Here is an 18,128-nt window from a genome sequence, read left to right as displayed (position 1 = left end):
TTAATAAACTATTAAAGGATGAATCAATTGCCACAAAAAGGAAGATACACACCACGTCGAAAGACTCGGCGCAAAAAGAGTCGAAACAAGAACAGTACAACTTATATTTTGCTAGCGATAGTGGCCGTGTTCGTGATCAGCTTTTTTGGATACAGGAGATACGTTCAATATAAAAGTGAGACGCAAGTTGAAATGGTTCAGCAAGAACATGTGGCTTTTGTAAAAAAAGTAGCTCCATATGCAGTAGTGTTAGGCAAAGAATATGGAGTTTTACCAAGTATTACGATTGCGCAAGCAATTCTTGAAAGCAACTGGGGTAACAGTTCATTGGCTAGTCAGTACAACAATTACTTTGGTATCAAGGGTGAAAACCCTACTAATACGAAGGTTTTACAGACGAAAGAATATACTGACGGTCAGTGGGTCACCATCAACGGGCGCTTCCGAGTTTATTCGGATTTTCGAGAGTCGATGAAAGATCATACTAAATTACTGGTCAATGGTACAACGTGGAATTCGCAACAATACAAGCAAGTTCTACAATCGAAGGATTATATTGAAGCCGCCATTGCTTTACAAACTGACGGATATGCGACTGATCCTGGGTATACGAGCAAAATTATTCGGATTATTCAAAAATATGACCTGAAAAAGTACGATGAGGGTATCAAGTAAAAATCAAAGTATGATAGACTCTAATTATTCTATGTAAATAGGGAGAGCGTAATGAAGGAACTAGAAGAAAGAATCAGAAAAGATGGTCGAGTTTTAGGTAAGGACGTACTTAAAGTCGATAGTTTTTTGAATCATCAAATTGACCCAATGTTGATGGAAAAAATGGGCGAAGAATTTTACGAACATTTTAAGGATGCAGGAATCAACAAGATTTTGACTGTTGAATCATCAGGTATTGCTCCTGCTGTTATGACTGGTTTGAAATTTCAAGTACCAGTAGTATTTGCTAGAAAGCACAAATCAGTAACATTGAGTGATGATCTTTATTCATCAGAAGTTTATTCATTCACCAAGAAAACATCAAATCACATCAGTATTGCTAAAAAGTACCTATCAAGCGATGACAAAGTTTTGATCATTGATGATTTCTTGGCTAACGGTCAAGCCGTTAATGGTTTGAACACGATCATCGATGCCGCAGGTGCAGAACTTGCCGGTATTGGTATCGTGATCGAGAAGTCTTTCCAAAAAGGTAGACAAATGATCGACAAATCAGGTATTCCAATTTATTCATTGGCTAGAATCACAGCTTTTGAAAATGGACAAGTAGTCTTCGGCAAGGAAGACGATTAGTAATAAGAAGGTGGAGTTATGACTTTTATTGCGCCCGGTAAAACATTAGGCATAATTGGTGGCGGAAGTGAAACGTATATCTTCGAACTCGAAGCTAAAAGAATGGGCTTTAGAACTATGCTTTTGACCGATGAGGAAAAAGATATTGCAACACAAGCTGCTGACAGCTTTTTGGTCGGCACATTAGAAAACATCGAGAATCTAAGTGAATTGGGCCATAGAAGTGACCTTCTTTTGTATATGGATGAAAATTTCGACAGCAACCTTTTGAAACAATTGTCTGAAACTTTCAACGTCGCTCAAGGCGCTGATCTGTTGGCAATCGTACAAGATCGTTATATCGAAAGGACTTTCCTTAATGATTTAAATATCAACGTTCCGCCATTTTTCTCGATCGTAACGGTCGATGACATCAAAAAAGCTGTCGAAGAGATTGGTTTTCCATGTATTCTAAAACCGATCCAAAAGAACCAAACTGTTTTGAGACGTCATATTCTTTACAACGACTTGGATGTGGAACGAGTTCAAAAACTGCTTCAAGATGGTACGTATATTCTTGAAGCATGGATCGACACTAAGACTGAATATTCAATCATGGTCAGCAAGAGTAAGGACGGTAAAATCCATACTTTCCCCATGATTCAAGAGATTTATGATGGTTCACATTTGATGAGTTCTTTTATTTACAAGAAGAATAATCCTGATGTGGAAGCCGAAATGCAACGAGTCGCCTTGATGGTGGCTGAAAAAATTAATTATGTCGGAATTTTCGGGATAGGTTTCATCCTATCTCAATCCGGGGTTTTGTACGTCAAAAGAATTTTCCCAGGTATTAATTATTCAGCCAACGTCTATCAAGAAGCGACTGGCATTTCACAATTTGAATTACATATCAGAGCGATTTGTGATTGGCCAATTCCTGAGATCTTTCCAATGGTCAATGCGGCAACTTTGAAGATCATCGAAGGTAACTTGCCACAGAGTTTGGATCTGCTTCAGGAAAAGGCCCAATGGAAATTTAACTATTACACCGGTTTTAAAGCTAAGAATCAAGCCGATAGGGATGTCGGTTATATTTCAATTTTCTCAGACGATGTCGAAGAATTAAAAAATGATATCTTAACAACTAATATTTGGAGAGTAGAATAATTCATGATTGATAGATATGTAACTGAACAAATGAAACCAATTTGGACTGACCAAAACAGATTTCAAGCTTGGCTCGAAGTAGAAATTGCTGCCGTTGAAGGATGGAGCAAAGAAGGAGAAATCCCTGCTGAAGATGCTAAGTTGATTGCTCAAAACGCTAAGTTCAATGTTTCTGAGATTGCTGAAATCGAAAAGGAAACAAAACACGACGTAGTTGCTTTTACACGTGATGTTTCACGCTATCTTGGACCGGAAAGAAAATGGGTCCACTTTGGTCTTACATCAACTGATGTCGTTGATACAGCTTATGGCTACTTGATGAAACAAGCCAATGACATTATTCGTGAAGATCTAAATGAATTTCTAGAAGTAGTTAAACAAAAAGCTTTGGAATACAAAGATACGCCAATGATCGGTAGAACTCATGGTGTGCACGCTGAACCAACAACTTTTGGTTTAGTATTGGCTAACTGGTATTCAGAGATCAAACGTGATATCGAACGTTTTGACCATGCTGCTAAAGGTGTCGAAGCCGGTAAAATCAGTGGTGCTGTTGGTAGTTATGCTAATGTACCAACTAGTGTTGAAAAATTTGTCTGTGACAAACTAGGTATTCGTGCCCAAGAAATCTCAACGCAAGTTCTTCCACGTGATCTTCACGCTGAATACATTCAAACAATGGCTTTGATCGCTACATCGATCGAACGTTTTGCTTTGGAAGTACGCCACCTACAAAGAACTGAAGTCCGTGAAGCGGAGGAATACTTTGCTGCTGGACAAAAGGGTTCATCAGCTATGCCTCACAAACGTAATCCAATCGGTTCAGAAAATGTAACTGGTTTGGCTCGTGTGATCAGAGGGCATGCTTTCACAGCTTTGGAAGACATTCCTTTGTGGCATGAACGTGATATTTCACACAGTTCAGCTGAAAGAATCATCATTCCCGATACAACTGAATTGTTGGACTATATCTTGAGACGTTTTACAAAGATCACTAAGAACTTAACTGTTTTCCCTGACAAGATGTTGGAAGATATGAACATCACTCACGGTTTGATCTACTCACAACGTGTATTGTTGAAGCTAGTTGAAGCAGGCTATGCCCGTGAACAAGCTTATGACATCGTGCAACCAATGACTGCCAAAGCTTGGGACGAAAAGAAGGACTTCCGAACAATGCTTGAAGCAGATCCGCGTGTGACGGATAAATTATCTGACGCAGACCTTGATGATGCCTTTGATTATCACTGGCACTTACGTAATGTTGATGAAATTTTCAAACGTGTTGGTTTGGAATAATAAAATAAAAATCGTATCAGCTGGATTTTTCCGGCCGATACGATTTTTTGTTGAGTTATTACCGCCATTTAGAGAACTGAAAACTAAAAACGTACGTTCGAAATCTGCGGTTTGTCTTTCGCTATCAATACAAAAATTTGCTACAATGTAAACAGCTATTTTAAGTACAACTAAAACTTTTTACACAAAAGATTTGAGGGATTTTTAAATTGGACGATACTATGTTAAAAGGTCTTAACCCTGAACAACAAGAGGCTGTTAAGACTACTGAAGGACCACTTTTGATCATGGCCGGTGCCGGTTCTGGTAAAACTCGGGTACTAACTCACCGAGTGGCTTTTTTGATTGAAGAAAAGAATGTCATGCCTTGGCACGTTTTGGCAATTACATTTACAAACAAAGCGGCTAAAGAAATGAAAGAAAGAATTGGCAAATTGCTCGATGAATCTGCTAATGATGTTTGGGTTTCTACTTTCCACTCTCTTTGTGTAAGAATTTTAAGAAGAGATATCGACAAGATGGGTAGACCCACTAGTTTTACGATTGCTGACCCTAGCGAACAGAGAACTTTGATGAAGCAAATTCTAGTTAAGATGAACCTGGATCCTAAGCGCTACGATCCACGGGCTATTTTGGGTACGATCAGCAATGCTAAAAATGAACTTTTGACACCTGAGGCTTATGCTCAAGATGCCGCAACGCCTTATGAACAGACGGTTGCTAATGTTTACGATGCTTATTCTAAAGAGATGAGTCGTAACAATTCGCTTGATTTCGACGATTTGATCATGCAGACAAGTATTTTATTCGACGAACATCCAGATGTTTTGGAAAAGTATCAAGAAAAATTCCAATACATTCACGTTGATGAATATCAGGATACTAACGAAGCCCAATACAAATTAGTTCAACAATTAGGGGCCAAATATCGCAACGTCTGTGTTGTTGGTGATGCTGACCAGAGTATTTATGGTTGGCGTGGTGCTGATATTAAGAACATCATGAACTTTGAAAAAGATTATCCTGAAGCAACGACAATCAAGTTGGAACAAAATTATCGTTCAACGAAGATGATCTTAAAAGCAGCCAATGAAGTCATCAATAACAACTCCAACCGTACGCCGAAAGAACTTTGGACTGACAATAAGAGTGGCGATAAGATCAAGTTCTATCGTGGTCAAACTGACACTGACGAGGCACTTTACGTCATCGATCAGATTCAAGAATTATCCAAAAAGGGCTATAACTATGGCGACTTTGCTATCCTTTATCGGACAAATGCTCAGTCACGTAACTTTGAAGATAAATTTGTGAAAGCCAATATTCCCTATAAGATTATCGGTGGACACAAATTCTACGATCGTAAGGAAATCAAAGATATCATGGCTTATCTACGTTTGATAGCTAATCACGATGATTCGATGAGTTTCCAACGAGTTATCAATAGTCCCAAGCGTGGAATTGGACCGGGTACGATCGAAAAATTACAGACATTTGCCAACGAACATGATTGGTCATTGTTAGAAGCAGCTGAGAATGTCGAATTATCCCCCTTAGCAGCTCGTCCTAGAAAGACTATCGGTGAGTTTGCCAAAGTTATTGATAAGCTGACAAAGTACTCAGAGAGTGAATCAATGACCGTTCTGATGAATCATGTCTTAGATGACACAGGTTATTTAGATGAATTGAAGAATCAAGATAACCTTGAAGCTCAAACTCGAATCGAAAATATTCAAGAACTTTTGACTGTTACTACGCAATTCGATCAAAATTATGAACCCGATCCTCAAGTTGATGAGACACGTTTGACGACTTTCTTGACGGAATTATCATTGGTCAGTGATCAAGATGATATCGAAGAAGATCAAAAAGAAGTAACGTTGATGACTTTGCACGCTGCCAAAGGTTTGGAATTTCCAGTTGTCTTCTTAGTCGGAATGGAAGATGGAATTTTCCCATTGAGCCGGGCGATGTTGAACGATGATGACATGGAAGAGGAACGTCGTTTAGCTTATGTAGGTATCACGCGAGCTGAAAAGGAGCTTTACATTACTAATGCCTTTAGCCGAATGCTTTATGGTAAACGTCAGACTAATCCAACCTCACGTTTCGTACAAGAGATCGATGATGATGTATTGGATTCAGTCAATAATAACGTTGGTAATATCAAGAGCTTTACAAGCCCAAGAATGGGCCATTCAACACCGGGTAAAAATCGTCGTGAAAGAGCCACTGCTACGACTTTCAAGTCACCAACGCTCAAAGCCAAGGGTGCTTCAGGAGCTGAGAAGTTGACTTGGAATGTTGGCGACAAAGTTAACCACAAAGCGTGGGGTACTGGTACAGTCGTTAAAGTTAACGGTAATGGCCAAAATGCTGAATTGGACGTAGCCTTTAAGAGTCAAGGTATCAAGCGTCTCTTGGCTGAGTATGCACCAATTACCAAAGTTACTGATTAAGGGGTGATAACATGGCAGATTTAACTAAAGAACAAGCCGAACAAGAATTAGAGAAGATCCGCCCACAACTAAATGAGTGGCGTGATGCTTATTACACTAAGGATGCTCCCAAAGTTGAAGATAATGTTTATGACAAGCTTTACAATCAATTATTAGCTTTGGAACAACAATATCCGGAATTAGTCACGCCTGATTCACCATCGCAACAAGTTGGTGATGTGACCTTACCTGATTTCAATAAGGTTACGCACGATATTCCCATGCTATCAATGGGGGATGTCTTTTCAGAAGCTGAATTAGCAGAATTCAATGAAAGAATTGAAAAAAATGTTGGACATGAAGTAGATTATAATGTTGAATTAAAAATTGATGGTTTATCACTGTCACTTATTTATGAAAATGGTATCTTAGTTCAAGGATCGACTCGTGGTAACGGAACGATCGGTGAGAATGTAACTGAAAACGTCAAAACAATCAAAGATATTCCCCAAAAATTAAGCAAGCCTTTATCATTTGAAGTTCGTGGCGAATGTTTCATGTCAAAGAAAGAATTTTTACGTTTGAATCAAGAGCGTGAAAATGAAGGCCAACAAGTTTTTGCTAATCCTAGAAATGCGGCTGCCGGTAGTTTGCGCCAATTAGATCCTAAGATCACGGCTTCAAGAAAGCTTGATACATTCATGTATACGATCGTTACTTTTGATGGATTAAACGTCACGACTCAGCATGAAGCTTTGGAAACTTTGCAAGAGTTGGGATTCAATGTTAACCCCACTGCACAAGTAACCACAGGCTTAAAAGGCGTCAAAGATTTCATCGAACACTACGGCGAGGTTCGTGATAATTTGGATTATGGCATCGATGGTGTAGTATTAAAGGTCGATGACCTAGTTTTGCAAGCACAATTGGGTAATACTGTTAAAGTTCCTCGTTGGGAAATTGCCTACAAATTTCCACCTGAACAAGCAGAGTCAGTCGTACGTGAAATTACTTGGACGATTGGTCGAACCGGAGTTTTGACGCCGACTGCGGTGATGGATCCGGTGACTTTAGCCGGTACGACGGTTGCTCGAGCTACCTTGCACAATGAAGATATGATCCGTCAAAAGGATATTCGAGTTGGCGACACTGTTTTGTTGCACAAAGCAGGCGATATCATTCCCGAAGTTTCACAAGTCGTTTTGAGTAAACGTCCTAAAGATTCAGTACCAGCCCAGATTCCAACACACTGTCCATACTGCAATTCAGAATTGATCCACTTGGAAGATGAAGTGGCTTTGCGTTGTATCAATCCTAAATGTCCCGCTCAAGTCAAAGAACAGTTGACTCACTTTGCATCACGGAATGCGATGAATATCGATGGCTTGGGGCCTAAGATCATTGAACAATTATATGAGAAAAAAATAGTTCAAGACGTGGCTGATATTTATAAATTGACGGCTGATGATTTAGCTACATTGGACGGTTTCAAAGAGAAGTCGATCAATAATTTATTGACCGCTATCGACAATTCCAAGAGCAATTCAGTTGAACGTTTGATCTTTGGCTTAGGTATCCGTCACGTTGGTGCTAAAGCCGGTCGTATTCTGGCTGAAAACTTTGGCAGCTTGGATAATTTGATGCAAGCTTCAACTGAAGAAATCTTGGCAGTGAATACGATGGGTGAGATAATTGCCGACAGTATTTCAACTTATTTTGCAAATGATGATGTTAAAAAGTTGATAAATGAACTAAAATCAGTAAATATTAATATGAATTTTATCGGTAGTTCTAATTCTAATGAAACAAATAGTCACTTTACTGATAAAATAATTGTTATAACCGGAACGCTACAAAATTACAAACGTTCACAGTTGGCCGAGAAACTTGAAGATCTTGGCGCCAAGGTCACGGGTTCAGTTACTAAGAAGACTGACATTTTGATTGCTGGTGAAAAAGCCGGCAGCAAGTTGACCAAAGCACAACAATTGGGGACGCAGATTATTGATGAAGCAACATTATCCGATTATTTGGATGATGCCAAAGAGTAGGAGAAACAGTTTTGAAAAAATTCTTAAAAACTACATCGTTATTGCTTATGTGTGCGCTATTTTTGGCCGGATGTGGCAATTTACAAAATTCCAGTTTATCATCTGGTGGTGGCGATTCATCAAAGGGGACCGTTCAAACGACCTCTTCGACTGATTCGAGCAATTACGATGTTTTATTAAGTAGTGGTAAGTATAAGACCAGTCCAATCGATGGAATAACTGCGGCTGATAATACTAATCAGTTTAATAGTAGAAGTTTTGAAAGTGGACTGATGAATTTGTCGAAGAAACAATTTTCAACTAATTCATATGTTTTCCAAGAAGGTCAAGTTCTCTCAGCTAGCACGGTTACTGATTGGTTAGGTAGAAAAACTAAGAAGAATCCTGATGGTTTGAACCCTGAATCAAATGGTTCAACTGATGCTACTAAGAGAAATCCAATGTACTTCCAACAAATGCTTGAAGAAGATTATCTTCAAAAACAAAACGGCAAGTATAAATTGACCGGAATGTCGATCGGTATTGCAATGAACAAGATCGACTATTACCAAAAGAAACAATATGGTGCAACTTATAAAACGACAATTACTGAAGAACAACAAAAAGAGCAAGGTCAACGGATCGCTCAAGAAGTTGTGAAACGTTTACGTAAAAATAGTAAGGTTGGTAATATTCCAATCGTAGTCGGCTTGTACTCAGTAGCACCTGAGGATACTTTGGTTGGGGGAACATACTTCCAATACTCGATCAGTAAGAGTGATGGCCTAGGCAACTGGGCTGATCTGGGCTACAAGAATCAAATGTTGCCAACTGTTAATGGTGAAACTGCTATTAGCAGCAGCGATTCGGATGCCTTTACTAACTTTAAATCCCACATTCAAGATTACTTCCCTAATCTTTCAGGAGTAACTGCTCAAGCCCATTATGATGGAACTAGTCTCAAATCAATGGACATTACGATCAATACTCAATTTGATGGTTTGGCTCAAGTAACCAGTTTTACTCAGTTTGTGCAACAGAGTGCCTCGAAGTACTTACCATCCGGGGCTGATCTGGATATTAATATTCAGACCGTTGATTCACAACAAGCTGTGGTAACACGCACTGGTGGTAAATTCTATTCACACGTTTATAATGCAGATTAAAAAAAGGAGAACTTTATGATTTCAAAAGATGAAATTTTACACGTTGCCACATTGGCTAATTTAAAATTCCAAGATGATGAAGTTGATAGTTTCGTTAGCCAACTAGGTAAAATCGTTGGTATGGAAAGTCAACTATCAAGCGTTGATACAACTGGTATCGAACCAACTTACAACATGGGTGACACTAACTCAGTCTTCCGTGAAGACAAGGGTATTCGTACCCAAACTAGAGAACAATTGCTTGAAAATGTGCCCGAAACTGATAATAACCTTATCAAGGTACCAACAATTGTTGACAAGGAGGACGATGAATAGTGGACATCAAGAAAGAAACAATTGCATCTTTGCACGAAAAATTAGTCAACAAAGACGTAACTGCACAAGATTTAGCAAGCCAAGCAATCGACAAGATCAACGCTGATGAAAAGAAGATAAATTCTTTTATCACAGTTAACGACAAGGCGACTGAAGACGCTAAGAAAATTGACGAGGATGGTATCAAAGGTCCTTTGTCAGGTATTCCAATCGCTATCAAGGATAATATCGTTACTAACGGTATCAAGACTACTGCTGCAAGTAAGATCCTTTACAACTTCATGCCAGTTTACAGTGCTACGGTCCTTGAAAAATTAGAGGCTGCCGGTGCTATTGATATTGGTAAGACTAACCTTGACGAATTTGCCATGGGTTCATCTACTGAAACTTCATACTTTGGTACAACTCACAATGCTTGGGACTTTGACCGTGTACCTGGTGGTTCTTCAGGTGGTTCCGCTGCTGCCGTTGCTACTGGGGAAGTAGTTGCTGCTTTAGGTACTGATACTGGTGGTTCAATCAGACAACCTTCAGCTTTCAATGGTATCTTCGGTATCAAGCCGACATACGGCCGTGTATCACGTTGGGGTGTCATTGCCTTTGCTTCATCGCTTGATCAAGTAGGTGTTATGTCAAAACGTGTTGAAGATTCAGCTACGGTTCTTTCTGTGATTGCTGGTCACGATGATCACGATTCAACAAGTTCAGAAAAAGAAGTTCCTGATTACCGTGCTAACTTGAACAAGGATATGCACGGAGTTAAGATCGCTGTTCCTAAGGAATTCTATCATGAAGGAACACATCCAGAAGTACTCGATGCTGTTAACAAAGCTTTGGATCAATATCGAGCAATGGGCGCCACAGTTGACGAAGTTAGTTTGCCAACTTTGAAGCATGCCGTTGAAGTTTATTATATCTTGGCATCTAGTGAAGCTTCATCTAACCTTCAAAGATACGATGGTGTTAGATACGGTTTCCGTGCTAAAGATGTTAAGAACATCAAGGAATTGTTCGTCAACTCAAGATCAGAAGGCTTTGGTGACGAAGTAAAACGTCGTATCATGTTGGGTACTTTCGCTCTATCTGCTGGTGCTTACGATGCTTACTTTAAGAAAGCTGCTCAAGTAAGAACTATCTTTATCAATGAAATGTCTAACGTCTTAAAGGACTATGACTTAATTATGGGACCTGCCACAACAACGCCTGCTTTCAAGATTGGTGAAAAAGTTGACGACCCATTGGCTATGTACATGAATGATATCTTGACTATTCCTGCTAACTTGGCCGGCCTTCCAGCTGCTTCAGTTCCTGCAGGTTTGGCTGATGGTATGCCTGTTGGTCTTCAAATTATCGGTAAACCATTTGCTGAACAAGACGTCTTCAATGCTGCTTACGCCTTACAAGAAGAAAATAAATTCTATGAACAAATACCAACTGCACTCAAGGGGGAAGACTAATGAATTTTGAAACAACTATCGGACTTGAAGTTCACGTTGAATTAAAGACAAAGTCCAAGATGTACAGTCCTTCACCAGTTGCTTATGGTGCTGAATCTAACATCAACACCAACGTAATTGATTTTGGTTTTCCAGGAACATTGCCAACTGTAAATAAAAATGGTTACCGTTTAGGTGTCATGGTTGCTTTGGCTTTGAACGCTGAAATTGAAAAACACACTCACTTCGATCGTAAGAACTACTTCTATCCTGATAACCCTAAGGCTTACCAAATTACTCAACAAGATAAGCCATTAGGTCACGATGGTTACATTGAAATCGAAGTCGATGGCAAGAAGAAGAAGATCGGTGTTGAAGAACTTCACGTCGAAGAAGATGCCGGTAAGAATACCCACGGTAACAACGGTTATTCTTATGTTGATTTAAACCGTCAAGGCACACCTTTGATCGAAATTGTTTCAAAACCTGACATGCACTCACCTGAGGAAGCATATCAATATCTCGAAAACCTTCGTAAGATTGTTCAATTTACTGGCGCATCAGATGTTAAGATGGAAGAAGGTTCAATGCGTGTTGATACCAATATTTCTATCTCACCAGTAGGTTCAGATTCATACGGTACTAAGGTCGAATTGAAGAACTTGAACTCATTCAACCACGTTAGATTAGGTTTAGCTTACGAAGAAAAACGTCAAGCAGCTATTCTAAAGAGCGGTGGCAAGATTGGTCAAGAAACAAGACGTTTTGATGAAAAGACTGGCGAAACATTCTTAATGCGTGTTAAGTCCGGTGCCGATGATTATCGTTACTTCCCAGAACCTGATTTGCCAAAATATGACATTTCACAAGAATGGATCGACGAAATCAAAGCTAGTTTGCCAGAATCTGCTAAATCAAGACGTACTCGTTACATTAATGAACTAGGTATTCCTGAATATGATGCTAACGTTTTGACAGATACTAAGGAAATGGCTGACTTCTTTGACGAAGCAGTTAAGTACAACGCTAATCCAAAACTTGTTTCTAACTGGTTGATGGGTGAAGTTAATGCGTACATGAACGAAAAGAGAATTGGTTTACAAGAAACTAAGTTGACACCAGAGCACTTGGCTAAGATGATCAACTTGATCTCTGATGGAACAATTTCTTCTAAGATTGCTAAGAAGGTCTTCCAAGAAACTATCAGCAACGGTACAGAACCAGAAGAATGGGTTAAGTCTAAGGGACTCGTTCAAGAATCTGATCCTGCAGTCTTGAAACCAATGATCCTAGAAATTCTTGATAATAATCAACAATCAATCGATGACTTTAAGAATGGTAAAGATCGTGCTGTTGGTTTCTTGGTTGGTCAAATTATGAAACAAACACATGGCCAAGCCAACCCTAAGGTCGTTAATAAGATTTTGATGGCAGAGTTAAAGAGTCGTTAGTGAGGGAAAGTTATGCGTGCTAGACTTATTTATAATCCAACTTCAGGCCACGAGACCATGAACAGTAATGTTGGAGACATTTTGAATATTATTGAAAAAGCTGGTTATGAGGCTAGTGCTTATCGAACTACACCTAAGAAAAACTCAGCTAAAGATGAAGCTAGACGAGTAGCTAAAGAGGGTTTTGACTTAGTAGTAGCTGCTGGTGGTGACGGTACGATCAATGAGGTTGTAAACGGAATTGCTGACTTGGACAAACGCCCAGAAGTAGCGATTATTCCAGCTGGAACGACTAATGATTATGCCAGAGCTTTGAAGATTCCACGAGACGATGTGGTTGAAGCAGCTAAGATCATTCTCAAAGGTCAAAAACTACCAGTCGATATTGGTCAAGCGGGCGACAAGTACTTTATCAATATTGCTGGTGGTGGCTCAATGACTGAATTGACTTATGAAGTGCCTTCAGCTTACAAATCAATCCTCGGATATTTGGCTTATTTAGTTAAAGGTGCCGAAATGTTGCCTCGAATCAGCCCTATCGATATGCATATTGAATATGACGATGGAGTTTTTGATGGTAAAGCAACTATGTTTCTGATAGGATTAACTAATTCAATCGGTGGAATGGAACAGATCGCTCCTAATTCCGTCATTGGTGATGGAACCTTCTCGTTGATCATCGTCAAGGAAACTAATTTGAGAGACTTAGTGCATTTGATTGCCTTGGTCTTAAATGGTGGCCGTCATGTTTACAATCCCAAAGTTATTTACACAAAGACTAAGAAGATCAGTGTAAAGGCCAACGATGACAATCGGGTCATGGTCAACTTGGATGGTGAATATGGTGGGGATGCGCCAATGGAATTCACTAATTTGCATAATCATTTAACAATGTATGCCAATGTCGATTCCATACCTCTCAAAGCAATTGATTCATCAACTCTTAGTGAAAAAGATGCTGGTGAAAAGATTATCGAAGAAGAAAAGAATCTCGATAAAGAAAACAAATAACAAGAATCAAGAAGTGTATCAATCGGACACTTCTTTTTTCTATGTATAGGTGAAAAATGGACAAACCAAATTTAAAAAAGAACCAAGAACTAGAATTAAACATTCAAGATTTATCATACGAAGGTAAGGGTGTTGCTAAAGTCGATGACTTTACACTCTTTGTTGACAATGCACTGCCAGGTGAAACCGTTAAGGCTGTTATTACTCGTATCAACAAAAACTTTGGTTTTGCTAGAACTTTGGATGTCTTGAAGGCTTCTCCTGATCGTGTCAGTGACATCGACGCTATCTATGCTCAAACAGGGATCGCTCCTTTGAGTCATTTGAAGTATGACAAACAACTAGAATTCAAACACAACCAAGTGGTAACTGACTTTAACAAGATGGGCTTAAAAGACCTCAAAGTTAACGAAACTCTCGGTATGGATTCACCATTCAACTACCGTAACAAGGCTCAAGTACCAGTGCGCCAAGTTAATGGTAAATTGACAACTGGTTTCTATCGCCGTCGTTCTCACGACCTTGTGCCAATGGAAAACTTCTTGATCCAAGATCCTAAGATCGATGCTGAAATCATCCGTGTACGTGACATCTTACGTAAGTACAACGTGCGTGGCTTTGATGAACAAAACCAAAAGGGCCAAATTAGAACTATTATGGTGCGCCGGGCTTACTTTACTGGTCAAATCATGATCGTCTTAGTTTCAAGAACACCTGATATTTCTCACTACAAGGATATTACTAACGAGATCCTTGCTAACCCAGATGTTAAGTCACTCTTCTTGAACATCAATTCTAAGAATACGAACGTGATCTTTGGTCAAAAGATGACTTTGCTCGGTGGCAAGAAGTATATTGATGACGAAATTCTCGGCCACACATACCGAATCTCACCAAGATCTTTCTATCAAGTAAATCCAGTTCAAACACAAAACCTTTATCAATTAGCTATTGATAAAGCTGAATTGACAGGCAAGGAAAAAGTTGTCGATGCTTACTCTGGTATCGGTACGATTGGACTTTCACTAGCCAACAAAGCAAAACACGTTACTGGTATCGAAGTGATCGAAGATGCTGTTAAGGATGCGGACCAAAATGCTAAGTTGAACAACATTACCAACGCTGACTTCGTAGTCGGCAAGACGGAAGATGTTTTGGATGAATGGGCTAAAAATGATATCGGTGTCGATGTCTTGATGGTCGATCCTCCACGTAAAGGTTTGGCTAACTCCTTGATCGATTCAATCAAGAATATCAAACCAGAAAAGATGGTTTACATCAGTTGTAATCCAGCTACCTTGGCACGTGACTTATCATTGTTAAGCGATACATATGAAATTGGTGACGTGACACCAGTTGATATGTTCCCAATGACTAACCATATCGAATGTGTTACACAACTTAAATTAAAGAAATAGAGAGCGTAGCAAACCGCAGTAAGTTGGTTTGAGTAGCTCGTTTTAGATAGAGGGTATAACAGCCCCAATAAATCAAAAACTACCGATATTCAGATGACGAATATTGGTAGTTTTTTTTGCCATTATTTTATTGTAGACATGATACACTGAATCTAAGTGGATCAGAGGAGAAATTATGTTGGAATTAATTGGATCAATTTTGGCAGTCATTGTAATTGCTGTTCAAAGTTTTGCCGGATATCGCCATAATAAATATTTAGGGATGATTTTACCGATATTATTTGTCGGTTCAGTCATCTATTTGATTGCTGTCGGTCGATATAATCTCAGTTTTTCGAATGTCTTAATGCCGATTGTTGTCGTTTTGGTTCTGATCGGTGTATATCTGTTTGCAGGAAGAACTACCAAAAAATAATTTTGAAAAGAGCTCAACAATGAAAGTGATTTTAGGAATTGGAGCTATCCTGTTGGGTATCTGGCAGCTGACGGTCTCCAAAGAATATTTCAATAATATAAGAAAACAGTCGAGTCCCCTGATTTTTGCCTTTATAGCAGTGATTGCTAGTATGGTCTTTGCCGTGGCTTTGTTTTATTATGGGATCACGGCACTTGTTTCATTACGTTAATCGGGAAAAGTGATACGTTCATAGGAGTTTATGTTTCATTTATTACTTTTGAAATATAATGTTTCCATAAGTAAGAATTGAGGGAACATCATGGAAGAATTAAGTTTGAATCGTAAGAGAACTTTCTTGGGTGATAATTTACGTAATTATCGCAGACTTTGCAATTTGTCGGAACGTGAAGTATCAAAGATGCTGCACATTGATATTACGACGATTTCTAAGTATGAACACAACACAAGAACTCCCGATATTTATATGATGATGAGATTTGCGGATGTTTATGAAGTTAGTCTCGATGAGTTAGTTGGTCGAAAATAAAAATAAAATAATAGCGCTAGAGAAAGCGGACAAGATATGACTACGTCCAAAATTTTCTAGCGCTATTTTTTGTTTGAAAGCAATTTGATCAATTCTTTATTTTTTCTAAATGAGACTTCACAAGTTGAATCGTCGATAAATGCCAAAGTACGCGTGTGACTGTCGTAAGTCGTGGCATTTTCCAGATTGACTAAGTAGCTACGGTTGCATCGAAAGAGGTTAGGGTAGTCTGTTTCAAAGGTATTCAAGGAACCATTGAATTCGGCCAGCTGATTCTTAGTGATGACGAAGATGCGGCCAGGGACATCTTTTTGCGTGTAAAGCATGATGATATCGTCCATTAAAATTGAAAAGTAGCGACTGTCAATTTTATAATCCAACAAATTTTTGGAAGAGTGACTGTACTTTTGCAAGTTGCTTTGAGCAGTTTCGATGTCGTCAGTGATACGGTTTTTGATTTCGTCTAAGCCTTTGTCTTTGAGAATGTAATCCATCGGAGCAATTTTTCGTTCCAAAGTCGTCAGTGACAATTCATCGTGAGTAGTGATGAAGACGATCTGAGCCAAAGGAGTATCTTTGCGGATCTTTTCGGCAATGTTTAGACCGGCCAATTTGTCATCTTGAATTTCCATATCCAAAAAATATAAACCTTGTTCTTGAGGCACATAATTGGCCAAAAAGTTGTCGACTGTGCCACTGCTGACCTTTAATTCTAAGTTAGCGTCATTGATCAAGATGCCATTTTTAATGAATTCGGCATATTTAGATCGTTGAATGTCATTGTCTTCTAATAAATAAACTGGAAACATCCTATTCACCTCCAACGATTATAAGTGTCATCATGATGTGTTCATGAATAATTTTTGTTTCTAAGTATAGATTATCAGTTTCCGAAATCAATTTTCGAGCATTGGCCAAACCAAAACCGGTGTGTTGGTCTTTAGTCGTGTAGCCTGACTGGAAGATTGCTTTTAAATTTAATTTATTTTTCAGGGGATTATCGATGGTGATCTCTGTCGTATTATCTGTTTGAGTAATCGCACAAGTGACGATCTTTTCGTCGATCGTTTGGACATATTCCAAAGCGTTGTCGATCAAGATTCCTAAGATACGAACTAGGATCAAAATATCGTTGTCAAAGTGGTAATGGGTCTGATTCAATTCCAAATTAAATTGGATCTGTTCGCTGCGAGCAATAAAGAATTTTTGGATCAGAAGTCCCCGAATGGCGTCACTGTCGATATTTCGGACCTCAGTAATATTGCCGCCACTGACTTTGGACATTTCAACTCGTTCTTTTAAGATATCGTGATAATAGTTTTTCAACTCAGTCGAGTTACTGTTGTCAACGAACGGTTTCATTGAGAGCATGATGTTTTGGAAATCGTGTTTGAACTTTCGTAAATCCGTGTATTGCTGTTGGACCGTTGTTAAGTATTCGTTGAGCTGCTTGTTGTAGAGAATTTTTTCTTTGGCCTCGTTTTGAATGGCAATTGTTCGAATGAAAAAAATCAATTGGCGGTAAGTGATGACTAATCCGATAGAAAAAATCAATAGTAAAACGGCCTGAATCGTCGCTGTCACAGATTGGAAGTCACTGATGATCAAGATGATCATGAAGGCTAAAAACGAACCGAGCGCCATTTGAAAGACACGCTTGCCTAAGTGATACTGTTCGATCTGAATCCATAATTTAACCGTTTGTGGTTTGAAATTGCTGGCGACAAGTAAAAAGATAATCAAATATAAAACGTTGATTATCAAAGAAACCGCAATGAAATTTTGTTGCAACTGTTCCAAGATACGTAATTTCCACTCGTTATTGGCGATGAAAAAGAGGATCCGAGCACTGTAAGTAGCAAAGCTGAACAAGACGATCTCAATACTTGCAGCCGTGATCAAGGAAATGGATTTGGCCATATCGAGCTGATGCGGCCTGGAAGAGAGCCAATTTATCAAAAGCATAAGACAAATAAACATCAAGATAAAAAAGTCGTCAAAAAACAATCCGATATAACCAAAAATCAAAGAAATGGCTATATCGGATAGAAAGTATTTTATATTGAATGTTCTTAAAAAGTAACGATGTAGTAACAACGTAGAAAATAATAAGAAAAAGTCTGCTATTAAGCTTAATTGCCAATCTATATATACCATAAGCTA

The 18,128-nt window shown here is 38.9% G+C and carries 17 protein-coding genes; 15 read left to right on the top strand and 2 right to left on the bottom strand.

Features of this window, described 5'->3' with window-relative positions; genetic code table 11:
- Window positions 1–27 precede the first annotated feature (27 nt).
- The 15 genes from FD29_RS09450 to FD29_RS09380 all read left to right on the top strand — a co-directional run bounded on the left by FD29_RS09450 (window position 28) and on the right by FD29_RS09380 (window position 15,965).
- Complete coding sequence (locus FD29_RS09450; RefSeq protein ID WP_057888692.1) at window positions 28–675, top strand: glycoside hydrolase family 73 protein; 648 nt, start codon at window positions 28–30, stop codon at window positions 673–675.
- Window positions 676–726: 51 nt separating this feature from the next.
- Window positions 727–1,308, top strand: coding sequence for a xanthine phosphoribosyltransferase (locus FD29_RS09445; protein ID WP_057888691.1), 582 nt, complete (start codon window positions 727–729; stop codon window positions 1,306–1,308).
- Window positions 1,309–1,326: 18 nt separating this feature from the next.
- Window positions 1,327–2,457, top strand: coding sequence for an ATP-grasp domain-containing protein (locus FD29_RS09440; RefSeq protein WP_057888690.1), 1,131 nt, complete (start codon window positions 1,327–1,329; stop codon window positions 2,455–2,457).
- A gap of 3 nt (window positions 2,458–2,460) precedes the next feature.
- Complete coding sequence (purB, locus tag FD29_RS09435; RefSeq protein WP_057888689.1) at window positions 2,461–3,756, top strand: adenylosuccinate lyase; 1,296 nt, start codon at window positions 2,461–2,463, stop codon at window positions 3,754–3,756.
- Between the two features lie 221 nt (window positions 3,757–3,977).
- The gene (gene pcrA, locus FD29_RS09430) at window positions 3,978–6,215 is read left to right on the top strand and encodes a DNA helicase PcrA (protein ID WP_057888721.1); all 2,238 of its coding nucleotides are present in this window, start codon (window positions 3,978–3,980) and stop codon (window positions 6,213–6,215) included.
- Between the two features lie 11 nt (window positions 6,216–6,226).
- Window positions 6,227–8,245 (top strand): NAD-dependent DNA ligase LigA, encoded by a 2,019-nt coding sequence (ligA, locus tag FD29_RS09425; RefSeq protein ID WP_057888688.1) that lies wholly within the window; start codon window positions 6,227–6,229, stop codon window positions 8,243–8,245.
- Between the two features lie 11 nt (window positions 8,246–8,256).
- Window positions 8,257–9,390, top strand: coding sequence for a CamS family sex pheromone protein (locus FD29_RS09420; RefSeq protein WP_057888687.1), 1,134 nt, complete (start codon window positions 8,257–8,259; stop codon window positions 9,388–9,390).
- A gap of 15 nt (window positions 9,391–9,405) precedes the next feature.
- Window positions 9,406–9,705 (top strand): Asp-tRNA(Asn)/Glu-tRNA(Gln) amidotransferase subunit GatC, encoded by a 300-nt coding sequence (gene gatC, locus FD29_RS09415; protein WP_057888686.1) that lies wholly within the window; start codon window positions 9,406–9,408, stop codon window positions 9,703–9,705.
- Complete coding sequence (gene gatA / locus FD29_RS09410) at window positions 9,705–11,162, top strand: Asp-tRNA(Asn)/Glu-tRNA(Gln) amidotransferase subunit GatA (RefSeq protein WP_057888685.1); 1,458 nt, start codon at window positions 9,705–9,707, stop codon at window positions 11,160–11,162. Before gatC ends, gatA begins: the two co-directional genes overlap by 1 nt.
- Window positions 11,162–12,592 (top strand): Asp-tRNA(Asn)/Glu-tRNA(Gln) amidotransferase subunit GatB, encoded by a 1,431-nt coding sequence (gatB, locus tag FD29_RS09405; protein ID WP_057888684.1) that lies wholly within the window; start codon window positions 11,162–11,164, stop codon window positions 12,590–12,592. The genes gatA and gatB overlap by 1 nt, the downstream gene beginning before the upstream one ends.
- A 12-nt stretch (window positions 12,593–12,604) precedes the next feature.
- Window positions 12,605–13,603: a diacylglycerol kinase gene (locus FD29_RS09400; protein ID WP_057888683.1), complete on the top strand. Its 999-nt coding sequence runs from the start codon at window positions 12,605–12,607 to the stop codon at window positions 13,601–13,603.
- Between the two features lie 56 nt (window positions 13,604–13,659).
- Window positions 13,660–15,021, top strand: a complete 1,362-nt coding sequence (rlmD, locus tag FD29_RS09395; protein WP_057888682.1) for a 23S rRNA (uracil(1939)-C(5))-methyltransferase RlmD — start codon at window positions 13,660–13,662, stop codon at window positions 15,019–15,021.
- Window positions 15,022–15,196: 175 nt separating this feature from the next.
- The gene (locus tag FD29_RS09390) at window positions 15,197–15,436 is read left to right on the top strand and encodes a hypothetical protein (RefSeq protein WP_057888681.1); all 240 of its coding nucleotides are present in this window, start codon (window positions 15,197–15,199) and stop codon (window positions 15,434–15,436) included.
- 19 nt (window positions 15,437–15,455) lie between these two features.
- Window positions 15,456–15,647: a hypothetical protein gene (locus FD29_RS09385; protein WP_057888680.1), complete on the top strand. Its 192-nt coding sequence runs from the start codon at window positions 15,456–15,458 to the stop codon at window positions 15,645–15,647.
- 90 nt (window positions 15,648–15,737) lie between these two features.
- Window positions 15,738–15,965: a helix-turn-helix domain-containing protein gene (locus FD29_RS09380; RefSeq protein WP_057888679.1), complete on the top strand. Its 228-nt coding sequence runs from the start codon at window positions 15,738–15,740 to the stop codon at window positions 15,963–15,965.
- 62 nt (window positions 15,966–16,027) lie between these two features.
- Here the strand turns inward: FD29_RS09380 and FD29_RS09375 are convergent, their stop codons facing one another.
- Together FD29_RS09375 and FD29_RS09370 are read right to left on the bottom strand one after the other, a co-directional pair.
- The gene (locus FD29_RS09375) at window positions 16,028–16,774 is read right to left on the bottom strand and encodes a response regulator transcription factor (RefSeq protein WP_057888678.1); all 747 of its coding nucleotides are present in this window, start codon (window positions 16,772–16,774) and stop codon (window positions 16,028–16,030) included.
- A gap of 1 nt (window position 16,775) precedes the next feature.
- Window positions 16,776–17,885: a sensor histidine kinase gene (locus tag FD29_RS09370; RefSeq protein ID WP_057888677.1), complete on the bottom strand. Its 1,110-nt coding sequence runs from the start codon at window positions 17,883–17,885 to the stop codon at window positions 16,776–16,778.
- Between the last annotated feature and the right edge of the window lie 243 nt (window positions 17,886–18,128).

This window comes from Companilactobacillus mindensis DSM 14500 (assembly GCF_001434275.1).
Lineage (GTDB): Bacteria > Bacillota > Bacilli > Lactobacillales > Lactobacillaceae > Companilactobacillus > Companilactobacillus mindensis.
The sequence above is the reverse complement of the archived record's forward strand: the minus strand, read 5'-3'. Positions and strand labels throughout refer to the sequence as shown.

Bases quoted from the DNA above. Each gene is read 5' to 3' on its own strand.
- FD29_RS09445 (WP_057888691.1), top strand. From the start codon at position 727: ATGAAGGAACTAGAAGAAAGAATCAGAAAAGATGGTCGAGTTTTAGGT.
- FD29_RS09400 (WP_057888683.1), top strand. From the start codon at position 12,605: ATGCGTGCTAGACTTATTTATAATCCAACTTCAGGCCACGAGACCATG.
- gatC (WP_057888686.1), top strand. From the start codon at position 9,406: ATGATTTCAAAAGATGAAATTTTACACGTTGCCACATTGGCTAATTTA.
- FD29_RS09375 (WP_057888678.1), bottom strand. From the start codon at position 16,774: ATGTTTCCAGTTTATTTATTAGAAGACAATGACATTCAACGATCTAAA.
- rlmD (WP_057888682.1), top strand. From the start codon at position 13,660: ATGGACAAACCAAATTTAAAAAAGAACCAAGAACTAGAATTAAACATT.
- FD29_RS09380 (WP_057888679.1), top strand. From the start codon at position 15,738: ATGGAAGAATTAAGTTTGAATCGTAAGAGAACTTTCTTGGGTGATAAT.
- FD29_RS09385 (WP_057888680.1), top strand. From the start codon at position 15,456: ATGAAAGTGATTTTAGGAATTGGAGCTATCCTGTTGGGTATCTGGCAG.
- FD29_RS09370 (WP_057888677.1), bottom strand. From the start codon at position 17,885: ATGGCCAAATCCATTTCCTTGATCACGGCTGCAAGTATTGAGATCGTC.
- FD29_RS09440 (WP_057888690.1), top strand. From the start codon at position 1,327: ATGACTTTTATTGCGCCCGGTAAAACATTAGGCATAATTGGTGGCGGA.
- purB (WP_057888689.1), top strand. From the start codon at position 2,461: ATGATTGATAGATATGTAACTGAACAAATGAAACCAATTTGGACTGAC.
- FD29_RS09390 (WP_057888681.1), top strand. From the start codon at position 15,197: ATGTTGGAATTAATTGGATCAATTTTGGCAGTCATTGTAATTGCTGTT.
- gatB (WP_057888684.1), top strand. From the start codon at position 11,162: ATGAATTTTGAAACAACTATCGGACTTGAAGTTCACGTTGAATTAAAG.
- pcrA (WP_057888721.1), top strand. From the start codon at position 3,978: ATGTTAAAAGGTCTTAACCCTGAACAACAAGAGGCTGTTAAGACTACT.
- ligA (WP_057888688.1), top strand. From the start codon at position 6,227: ATGGCAGATTTAACTAAAGAACAAGCCGAACAAGAATTAGAGAAGATC.